We start from the raw sequence: 10464 nt of genomic DNA on the forward strand, positions 1-10464 counted from the left end.
TTTGCCTTCTGAAAAAGCTCTGCAACAATGACTGGTTAGGCCCATCGGGACAACCCTGCGTGATCCGCTGCGACGAATGGAAACGAATCCGTGTCAGCGCTGGACTCCGGCTGCGTTGGGTCCACATTGTGGCGCACGGTAAGAGAGCGATCAGAATGCTGCTGAAAATCGAGAATGTTCGAAAATCCTATCCTGGAGGACGTCCGGTGCTTCAGGGTGTTTCGCTTGACTTGGACACGGCCCAAACTTTGGCGCTGACCGGTGAAAGCGGCAGCGGCAAAAGCACCCTTCTGAACCTCGCGGCGGCGATGGACAGTTTCGAAGACGGAGAGATCACGTTGGATGGCACAGGTTTATCGTCGCTCGACGACCCCGGCCGGGCCGATCTACGCCGACATAGCCTGTCGATTGTTTTCCAGCAGTTCAATCTGATCCCATCTTTGACGGTCAGGAAAAACCTATCCTTCCACGCCCGGCTTGCGGGGCAAGAGGATAAAGACTGGAACGCCCATCTGGCCGACCGGTTGGGCCTGTCTGATCTTTTAGATCGCTACCCCGAGACCCTGTCGGGCGGCCAACAACAACGCGTCGCTATCGGGCGCGCGCTGGCGTCTCGACCCAAGCTGCTGCTTGCCGACGAACCGACAGGCAATCTCGACGAAACCGCCAGTGCGAATGTTCTGGACCTGATGTTGTCGCTGGTCTCCGAGACAGGGACCGCTCTGCTTTTGGTGACACATTCAAGCGAGATTGCAGGCCGGCTAGACAAGCGCGCGCATCTCAGCGGTGGTCGCATAGCATGACGCAAGCCGTTGTTCAGGCCCTGTTGTCCCATTGGCGCGCACATCGAATACAACTCGCCACCCTTCTGATCGGGATCGCGCTGGCGACAGCGCTGTGGTCGGCTGTACAAGCCATCAATGCCGAAGCCAGGGCCAGTTATCAAAGGGCGAACAACCAGTTGGCTCTCGGGCAATTCGATACCCTTCAAGACCCCTCGGGCCTGTTTCCCTTAGCGCGCTACACCGAGCTGAGGCGTGCAGGATGGCAAGTGGCCGCCGCGCTAGAGGGCTCTATGCGCACAAACGGCCGCACGGTTCGAGTGCTGGGTGTAGATATGCTTAGCTACCCTGCCCTGCCCGCAGTTACCCAGATGGAGGAAGGCGAAACCCCTCCTGATCCGGCCCAGATACTGACCGCTCCGGGCCGATTGCTGTTACACCCTGAGTTGGCCACGTTGCTAACTGGAACCCAGGACCTGCCACCAATGGTGGTGACCGATAACCTTCCATCAGACCTGATCCTGACAGATATAGGTGTGGCCGAGGTTTTGCTGAACCGCCCCGGTCTTTTGTCCCGTGTCATCATCCTACCGAACCAACCGCGCAACTTGCCAGATCTTGCCGTCGTCGCTCCGTCTCTGGAACGGATAGACGCAGCCTCGCAACTGGATACGGCCCAACTGACTGACAGTTTCCATCTGAACTTGACAGCTTTTGGGTTGCTGTCCTTTGCAGTTGGGCTGTTCATCGTCCACGGTACGGTCGGACTTGCCTTTGCTCAGCGGCGCGCAATGATCCGCACCTTACGGGCACTAGGGGTCTCGATGCGGCGACTGGTCTGGATGATCATGGCGGAACTGACCCTTTTTGCCATCGTCGGAGGCATCCTTGGCCTGATGCTTGGGTTCTTCATTGCGGGCGCTTTGCTGCCCGATGTTGCAGCCACTTTGCGCGGTTTGTACGGGGCACCTGTGAGTGGCCAGATCGCCTTGCAACCTGAATGGGTTCTGGCGGGCCTTGCGATGGCCGTCGGTGGCACCTTGCTTGCCAGCGGGCAAGCCCTGTTCCGCTTGTCCCGAATGCCATTGCTGTCGGGCGCTGGGCTTCAGACGTGGCGTGTAGCGTCGTCAGACAGGTGGCTTTCCCCTATTGCGGGCTCTGTGGCGATCCTAGGTGGTGTCGCGGCGCACCTTTTGGTCGGAGGCCTGGTAAGCGGTTTTGCCATGGTCGCCGGCTTTCTGGTCGGTGCCGCGCTCATTTTGCCAACGTTGTTATCCCTCGCGCTGCAAGTGCTGCAACGCCGTGCAACAGGCCCGATCGCCCAATGGTTATGGTCCGACATGCGCGCTCAGCTTCCCGGTCTGTCCTTGGCCTTAATGGCCCTGTTGCTGGCCCTGGCTGCCAATGTCGGTGTGGGCACGATGGTGTCCAGCTTTCGACTGACCTTTACCGGATGGCTGGATCAACGCCTGACGTCCGAACTGTACCTGACACCTTCCAATCAACAACAGGCGCAAGAGATTGCCGAATGGCTTGCCCCACAAGTGCACGCATTACTACCTATTCGCAACGTGGAGCTGTCGCATAGCTCGGGACCTTTGTTTTTGTACGGCGTTGTCGACGATCAGACCTATCGCGAAAAATGGCCCCTGATCGCATCTTCATCAGAAACGTGGGACCGTGTGATGGACGGAACTGCAATCTTGATCAACGAACAATTGGCCCGGCGCGAAGACCTTTGGCCGGGTGACGTTCTAAGCCTTGGCGCGAACCTCAGTTTGCCCATAGCAGGGGTGTATTCTGATTATGGCAACCCCACCGGACAAGCCATCGTTTCGATGGATCGCCTTGATAAAATCACCCCCGGCGCGAAAATTCGTGGCTTTGGTATCCGAGTCCCTGAAGATCGGGCAACGGAACTGGCCCAAACCTTGCGTGACCGCTTTGATCTGCCATCGCGATCGGTCGTTCAACAGGCGGCGATGAAGGCGCAATCCGTAGCGGTTTTTGAAACGACATTCGTCGTCACTTCGGCGCTGAACATCCTGACACTTGGTGTCGCAGGATTTGCGATTCTGACAAGCCTGCTAACACTGTGGACGCAGCGCTTGCCGCAAATTGCGCCGATCTGGGCGCTGGGGTTAACACGAGCGCGTCTGGCCCGGCTAGAGCTGTTGCGCAGCGTGTTGCTTGCGGCGCTGACGGCGGTTTTCGCGCTGCCGCTTGGGTTGGTGTTGGCATGGACTCTACTTGCGGTCATAAATGTCGAGGCCTTCGGCTGGCGATTGCCGATGTATCTGTTTCCATCGGATTGGGTCTATCTTCTGGTGCTCACCCTTGTGGCCGCTCTCATCGCGGCTGCCCTGCCTGCACTTCGCCTGTTACGCCTGCCGCCCGCCGACCTTTTAAGGGTGTTCGCCAATGAGCGTTAAATATGTCCTCTTGATACTGACTTTGCTGTTGCCAAGCATGGCACAGAGCCAAGGCTATGCCGGTTTGGGCGGCTCGGCCGAAGGGTTCGACGTACCTCAAGCAGGTTATGATTTCAGCTTTCCGCAAGATCACGGTCCGCACCCGTCGTACCGGATCGAATGGTGGTATCTAACGGCAAACCTGATCGGAGAGGATGGGCGCAGCTATGGTTTGCAATGGACCCTGTTCAGATCGGCCCTCAGACCAAACGAAGTCGAAGGGTGGCAAAGCCCTCAAATCTGGATGGGCCACGCAGCTGTCACCACACCCGAAGCGCATTTCTTTGCAGAGCGCCTGTCGCGTGGCGGTATTGGTCAGGCGGGCGTCACAGCCGACCCGTTCGCGGCGTGGATCGATGAATGGTACATGCAGGGGGACGATCTGGATCGCCTGAACCTTCGCGCTCAGGGGGCTGACTTTGGGTATGATGTGTCCCTCGAGGCGCAGGGTCCGTTGGTTTTCCATGGAAACGGCGGGTATTCCGTCAAATCCGCAGACGGGCAAGCCAGTTACTACTACTCGCAACCTTTCTACGCCGTTGAAGGGACGCTGCGGCTGCCTGACGGTGATATCGCTGTCACAGGGCAAGCCTGGCTGGACCGCGAGTGGTCATCGCAACCGCTGGCTGCCGACCAGACCGGGTGGGATTGGTTTTCCCTCAGCTTCGATGACGGTGACAAGCTGATGGCCTTCCGCCTAAGGGGGGGCCGTGGGGACTTTACCGCCGCCACGTGGATTGCCCCTGACGGTACAACCATCTCTTTGCCCGATGGTGCTGTACGGGTCCTTCCGTTGGACACGGCACAGGTGGCTGATCGTGATGTGCCCATTCGGTGGCAGGTCACGCTGCCGGATCGCGATCTTGATGTAGAGGTATCGGCTATGACACCGGATTCATGGATGGCGACGATGTTTGAATATTGGGAGGGTCCGGTTACCGTCACTGGCAGCCACAGTGGTCGTGGCTACCTTGAAATGACCGGATACTGACTAGCGAACGACAAAAACCGAGACGTTGGAGTGTCGCACTACCCGTGCCGCATTCGGACCCAGAAGGTAGTCCTTGAAATCCGGTTTGTGTGCTCCGATCACGATCAGATCTGACCCGGCACTTTCGGCTGTTTTCAGGATTTCCTGATAGGCTGTACCGGTTGCAACCACATGGCGGACAGTCTCGTTCCGTTCCGCACCCAGCGCCGCGACACACATATCGGTCAGTTTGGTCTGCGCTTCTTCCAACGCTTTTTCATGGAAATCGGCTTGAAAGAAACCGGACACCCAGCTTTCGCCGAAATCCGGCAGAACCGTTACAACATCAAGCTGCGCGTCTTCCATCTGGGCCAAGGCAGCCGCTTTTTTGAGGACATGGACATCCAGATCACCATTGCTGATGTCAACGGCACAGAGGACAGAGTTTGTCATGCGGGCACCTCTTGTCTGGTGGCACGGCCACGTTGCAGGAAGGCGATCAGACCCAGGAATATCATCGCCGGGATATAGATCAGTTGTTTCGGAGGTTGGCTGGACGGCACACTGACCGAGGTCAGACGGACCGCCTCATCCCCGTAATAGTCAAAGATGTCCAGATCATCGGCAACCGGCGCACCGAACAAGGGTTCTTCCAGTTTGACCAACCCATCCTCTGGGATCAGCAACAGCCCCAAAGCTTCCACTCGCGCTTCGCCGCCCTCTTCGTCGCCGACGGTCACGACAACCGTGGTATCAGTCATCTCAAGCGTGTCAAAATCGGGGCCAGCAACGACCAGTCGCATCTCGGTTCCCGGTGGGGTTTGACCGATCGTTTCGACCAAAGCAGCCGGTTCGACCGATGTGTACGGAGGCGCGATCCGGTCCATGAAGTAGTCCGGTCGGAACAGTGCAAAAGCCACAGCGATCAGCGCGATGCTTTCATAGATACGGCTGTGGGTCAGGAAATAGCCCATTGTCCCCGCAGTGAAGACGAGGATGGCAATGGTCGCGAATATAGCGACGATTATGCCCTCGACCCAAGTGACGTCGATCAACAGCAAATCCGTGTTGAAGATGAACACAAATGGCAGCGCTACGGTGCGCAGGCTGTAGAAGAACGCGGTGAAGCCTGTCTTGATCGCGTCACCCCCAGAAACGGCGGCTGCAGCGAAGCTGGCCAAACCCACAGGCGGTGTCACATCGGCCATGATACCGAAATAGAACACGAACAGATGCACGGCGATTAGCGGCACGATCAGCCCGCTTTGCGCGCCCAGCTCAACCACCACTCCAGCCATCAAAGAACTGACGACGATATAGTTCGCAGTGGTCGGCAGGCCCATGCCCAGAATCAGGCTAAGCAGTCCGACCATCACCAGCATCAGGATCAGGTTGCCGCCCGACAGGAACTCGACCAGATCAGCCATCACCTGCCCCACGCCCGTCAGCGTCACGGTGCCCACGATCACACCCGCCGTGGCGGTGGCCAGCGCGATGCCGATCATGTTCCGCGCGCCGTCGATCAAGCCCTGCCACAGATCGGCCACGCCGTCGATGAAGGTGTCGTAAAGGTTGCTCTGACCCCTAAAGATTGCCTTGAGCGGCTTTTGCGTCACCAGAATTACAAACAGCAGCGCGGTGGCCCAGAACGCCGACAACCCGGGCGATTTCTGTTCGATCATCAGGAAATAGACCAACACGATGATCGGCAGCAGATAGTGCAGACCCGCTTTGTAAATTTCGGCGATAACAGGCAGTTCCACCTCTTTGGCGTTAGGGTCATCCGGCTCTAGATCCGGGACCTGAGACGCCAGGTAAAGCAGGACCACATAGACCGCACACACAATCAGGCTAAGGATCAGACCCGCCGCAGACGGAGCCCACGCCGTGACCGCCTCGACCGGGAATTGCGAGCTATAGCACAGCCCTGCAAACACTAGGAAAAAGGACAGCATCCCGACAACCGTCCGCGCCAGATGCACCTCGCGATTACCCAGCGTGGGCATGTTGCGCTTCACGGCTTCGAGGTGAACGATATAGACCAGCGCGATGTAGGAAATCGCGGCGGGCAGGAAGGCGTGGGTGATCACCTCGACATAGGAGATGCCCACATATTCAACCATCAGGAAGGCCGCAGCCCCCATCACCGGCGGCATGATCTGTCCGTTCACCGAACTCGCCACCTCGACCGATCCCGCCTGTTCACTGGAAAAGCCCACACGCTTCATCAGCGGTATGGTGAAGGTGCCGGTGGTCACCACGTTCGCAATCGACGAGCCCGAGATCAGGCCGGTTGCGGCCGACCCAACAACAGCCGCTTTGGCCGGACCACCCCGCAGGTGGCCAAGCGCACCAAAGGCCATCTTGATAAAGTAATTCCCTGCCCCGGCCTTATCCAGCAATGCGCCGAACAGCACGAAGAGGAAAACGAATTTCGTAGACACACCAAGCGCGATGCCAAACACACCCTCGGACGTGATCCACATGTGGCTCATGGCTTTTTTCAAGCTTGCGCCCTTCCAGCGGATCACCTCGGGCACCCATTCCGAGGAACCGAAGAACACATAGAGCAGGAAGATCGTCGCGATGATTGCCATAGCCGGGCCAAGCGCGCGGCGTGCGGCTTCGAACAGCAGCAAAAGACCACCCAGCGCGATCCACTTGTCGGTATCATCCGCCAGACCACCGGCGTTTACGATCTTGTCATAGAAGAAATATCCGTAAAGCGCCACAAACGCCCCAAGAGCGCCCATGATCCAGTCTTGAATGGGAATGTAGTTTCGCGGACTGGATTTCAGTGCCGGATAGGCCGCAAAGGCCAGGAACATCGCAAAAGCCAGATGGATCTGGCGCGAGTTGTTCACCACACTGCCCGGCAGAGCCACGTTGGAAATCGGCGAGGCCAGAACGACCTGAAACACCGACCAAAGCGCTGCAACGACAGCCAGAAAAATCCCGACACTGCCAACCGGATTACGCCCCCCTGCATCGGACGAGGCTACAAGCTCCTGTAGCTCTTCTTCGGATAGAGGGCGATTGGATTGGGTGTCGGAACTCATCAGGATGTCTCCCCGTCATGCGACCTTTTTGGCCTTATTCGCTACCCGGTTACGCCGGGCTTGGGTGGCGGAGCGCCCGAAGGCACTCCGCATCAGGTCTGGATTATTGAATCCAGCCTTTTTCTTTGTAGTACTTCTCGGCGCCCGGATGCAGCGGAGCCGACAGACCGTCGGAAATCATTTCTTCGGGCTTGAGGTTGGCGAAAGCCGGGTGCAGCTTTTTGAAATCGTCGAAGTTTTCAAAAACCGAGCTGACAACCGCATAGACCGCGTCTTCCGACACATCCGCCGAGGTCACGAAAGTCGCGCCAACACCAAAGGTCGTGGTGTCACCGTCCGACCCGCGATACATGCCGCCCGGAATGGTCGCGGTGCGGTAATACGAGTTGCCGTCGATCAGGCCGTCAATCGCGTCGCCGGTTACGTTGACCAGAACAGAGTCACAGGCGGTGGTGGCTTCCTGGATCGAGCCCGACGGGTGGCCCACGGTGTAGATCATCGCGTCGATCTGGTTGTCGCACAGGGCTGCCGACTGTTCGGCTGCTTTCAGTTCGGATGCCAGGGCGAAATCATCGATCGTCCAGCCCATGGCGTCCAGAACCACATCCATGGTGCCGCGCTGACCGGAACCGGGGTTGCCGATGTTCACGCGCTTGCCCTTAAGGTCTTCAAAGCTGCTGATGCCGGAATCGGCACGCGCCACAACAGTGAACGGCTCGGGGTGGACTGAGAACACAGCGCGCAGGTTTTCAAACGCACCAGCATCTTCGAATTTCGAAGTGCCGTTATAGGCATGGTACTGCCAGTCGGACTGGGCCACACCGAACTCCAGCTCGCCTTCGCGGATGGTGTTGATGTTGTAAACCGATCCGCCGGTTGACTCGACCGAGCACCGAACGCCATGCTCTTTGCGTCCTTTGTTCACCAGACGGCAGATCGCGCCACCGGTCGGGTAGTACACGCCAGTCACACCGCCGGTACCGATGGTGATGAATTCTTCCGCATAAGCCGCCGGAGCCATCATGGCTGCCGTGACAAACGCGCCAAGGCTTAGCTTGCTGCTGTTTTTCATTTTTGAGAACTCCCAAACTCTTATTGTGGATGAGAGACATGTCAGCGGCCCCCCATCTGGGACCATGCCGGTACGGCAAGCCACCCTATCATGCAACAGGGTCAAGCATCTGAAATTCCAAAATCTCCCAACTTAGACGACGTTTCATTCAGACACTCATCTTGTCAACCCCTGCACATGACGTAACGTCCTCAATCCGCATATATGACGGAATTTGCCAAAGTTTCCCCATCGGTCGAATTTGAGTGTATACCGCTTCAAACTCAGCCATTGGCCGGTCCTAACGGAATGGTTTGGTTGGTTCGTTCAAACACGGAGTAGAAAGGGCGAAAAGCCGTGAACAAAACATCGTTCAGCCCGCTGCTGGCCATTGCGCTTGCCCTAAGTGCCGCCATCGCAGTTTGGGGGCTTGCCGACCCGCAAGGGCTGGGCAAATTGGCCGCTGCCGCAGTGGCGACTCAATTCAACAGCCGCGGCTGGTTTATCATGCTCGAGGTCAGCGGGTTGCTGTTCGTCGCGCTCTTTCTAGCCTTTTCCCGGTTCGGGAACACTCGGTTGGGCAAAGACACGGATACGCCCGAATTTTCCACCCCGGCTTGGATCGCTATGCTTTTTGCCGCCGGGATGGGCGTCGGCCTGTTATTTTACGGAGCTGCCGAGCCGTTGACCCACTTCGAAGTACTGCGGCAATACCGCGACGAGCCGGAAGCGGCCAGCTACGCCATGTTCGTCACCTACCTTAACTGGGGGTTTCACGCATGGGCCATTTACGGAATCGTGGCGTTGGTCATCGCCTATTTCGCCTATCGCAAAGGCAGGGCCTTGCTGTTGAGCGCACCAATACTGGATACTTTTGGCGATATGCGCTGGACCCGGTCCCTGGGCTGGCTGTTCGATCTTTTATCAATCGTTGCGATCGCTGTGGGGTTGGCCGGGTCAATGGCCATGGGGGTTTTCCAGATACAGACAGGGTTGGCGGGCCTGATCGGAGTTGAAAACCCCGACACCCTGACGATACCGGTCTTTGTCGCGCTTTGTGTTGCGTTCATTATACCGCTGCGCAAGGACCTTGGCGACGGAATGGCGCTGCTGTCAAACGCCGCGATGCTGATTGCTGTCAGTATGATGATTTATCTGCTGCTGCTTGGCCCAACATCGTTCCTTATGAACGACATCGTCGCCGGGTTTGGCCGGTACCTGTTCGAAGTTCTACCCGCCGGGTTTTCGACCGCCGAGTTTTTCGATGATATCATCGTCGACTGGTTTCAGGGCTGGACGCTGAACTACATGATCTGGTGGTTAGCTTGGTCTCCCTTTGTAGGCATCTTTATCGCTCGTATTTCGCGCGGGCGAACCATTCGTGAGTTTCTGGTAGGCGTTATCGTCGCACCCACCCTGTTTTCGATCTTGTGGTTCGGAATCTTCGGAGGCTTAGGCTTTTACGACGCCCTGCGCCAAGACGCAGAACTGTCTGCGATAAACGCGCAAAATCTGGACGCCACGACCTTTGCTCTGCTGGAACGGTTTCCATTGGACGGCGTGACGAGGGCCGCAACGGTTTTGGCGGCATTTCTGTTCGTCATTACCAGTGTGGTCAGCGCCGGATTCACCTTGGCGATGATCGGAACCGGTGGGGACGAGAACCCCTCGCCCCGCATTCGCACAATCTGGGGGGCGATTCTCGGAGCTTTAGGGCTGGCGATGATATTTGTCGGTGACATTGGGCTTGTCCGGTCGATCATAGCCTTGTCGGCCATAGCCTTTGTTTTCATCGTTCCGGTACTGGTTATCTGCCTGATCAAATCACTGGCCCGCGAGGACCGCTCATGAGCACTTCCCTGATTGACACGCTTCTAAACATCAATGTGTTCCTGTTCATCGGCTTTCTGGTCTGGCTCAGCCTCCGACCGGACCCTTAAGGGTCGCCAATACACTTTGCTTACCGGAAGATGTGGTGCCCAAGGAGGGCACATGACAAAAGTATCACATCACATCATGTAGCGTCATAGATACACCCAAGCTTCTGTAACTAAATGCTATTTTTAAGTTTCTACCTTGCAGGTAGCCTCAACTCGTGTCACCGTATCGCAATATGTATTGGGGGACGAAT

7 protein-coding genes are annotated in these 10464 nt (G+C 57.3%); 4 read left to right on the plus strand and 3 right to left on the minus strand.

Annotated elements, in window-relative coordinates; all coding sequences use genetic code 11:
• Positions 1-155 precede the first annotated feature (155 nt).
• The 3 genes from GOW48_RS03325 to GOW48_RS03335 are packed head-to-tail and all read left to right on the plus strand — an operon-like array spanning position 156 to position 4244.
• Positions 156-803, plus strand: a complete 648-nt coding sequence (locus GOW48_RS03325) for an ABC transporter ATP-binding protein (protein WP_170751341.1) — start codon at positions 156-158, stop codon at positions 801-803.
• Positions 800-3214, plus strand: a complete 2415-nt coding sequence (locus GOW48_RS03330) for an ABC transporter permease (protein WP_170751343.1) — start codon at positions 800-802, stop codon at positions 3212-3214. The genes GOW48_RS03325 and GOW48_RS03330 overlap by 4 nt, the downstream gene beginning before the upstream one ends.
• Positions 3204-4244, plus strand: a complete 1041-nt coding sequence (locus GOW48_RS03335) for a lipocalin-like domain-containing protein (protein ID WP_170751344.1) — start codon at positions 3204-3206, stop codon at positions 4242-4244. The genes GOW48_RS03330 and GOW48_RS03335 overlap by 11 nt, the downstream gene beginning before the upstream one ends.
• Here GOW48_RS03335 and GOW48_RS03340 read toward each other — a convergent pair whose 3' ends face one another.
• The 3 genes from GOW48_RS03340 to GOW48_RS03350 form a co-directional block, all read right to left on the minus strand.
• Complete coding sequence (locus tag GOW48_RS03340; protein ID WP_170751347.1) at positions 4245-4676, minus strand: universal stress protein; 432 nt, start codon at positions 4674-4676, stop codon at positions 4245-4247.
• On the minus strand, positions 4673-7282 hold the full coding sequence (locus GOW48_RS03345) for a TRAP transporter permease (protein ID WP_170354261.1): 2610 nt from the start codon (positions 7280-7282) through the stop codon (positions 4673-4675). Before GOW48_RS03345 ends, GOW48_RS03340 begins: the two co-directional genes overlap by 4 nt.
• Positions 7283-7385: 103 nt before the next feature.
• Complete coding sequence (locus tag GOW48_RS03350; protein ID WP_170354262.1) at positions 7386-8354, minus strand: TAXI family TRAP transporter solute-binding subunit; 969 nt, start codon at positions 8352-8354, stop codon at positions 7386-7388.
• A 336-nt stretch (positions 8355-8690) separates the two neighbouring features.
• Here GOW48_RS03350 and GOW48_RS03355 point away from each other — a divergent pair, with 336 nt between their 5' ends.
• Entirely contained in the window at positions 8691-10184 is a 1494-nt protein-coding gene (locus GOW48_RS03355; RefSeq protein WP_170751348.1) for a BCCT family transporter, read from the plus strand.
• Positions 10185-10464: the final 280 nt, after the last annotated feature.

This window comes from Ruegeria lacuscaerulensis (assembly GCF_013033355.1).
In the GTDB taxonomy this organism is placed as follows: Bacteria; Pseudomonadota; Alphaproteobacteria; order Rhodobacterales; family Rhodobacteraceae; genus Ruegeria; species Ruegeria lacuscaerulensis_A.

Coding starts and splice junctions, on each gene's coding strand:
- GOW48_RS03325 (WP_170751341.1), top strand. CDS start 156: ATGCTGCTGAAAATCGAGAATGTTCGAAAATCCTATCCTGGAGGACGT.
- GOW48_RS03330 (WP_170751343.1), top strand. CDS start 800: ATGACGCAAGCCGTTGTTCAGGCCCTGTTGTCCCATTGGCGCGCACAT.
- GOW48_RS03335 (WP_170751344.1), top strand. CDS start 3,204: ATGAGCGTTAAATATGTCCTCTTGATACTGACTTTGCTGTTGCCAAGC.
- GOW48_RS03340 (WP_170751347.1), bottom strand. CDS start 4,676: ATGACAAACTCTGTCCTCTGTGCCGTTGACATCAGCAATGGTGATCTG.
- GOW48_RS03345 (WP_170354261.1), bottom strand. CDS start 7,282: ATGAGTTCCGACACCCAATCCAATCGCCCTCTATCCGAAGAAGAGCTA.
- GOW48_RS03350 (WP_170354262.1), bottom strand. CDS start 8,354: ATGAAAAACAGCAGCAAGCTAAGCCTTGGCGCGTTTGTCACGGCAGCC.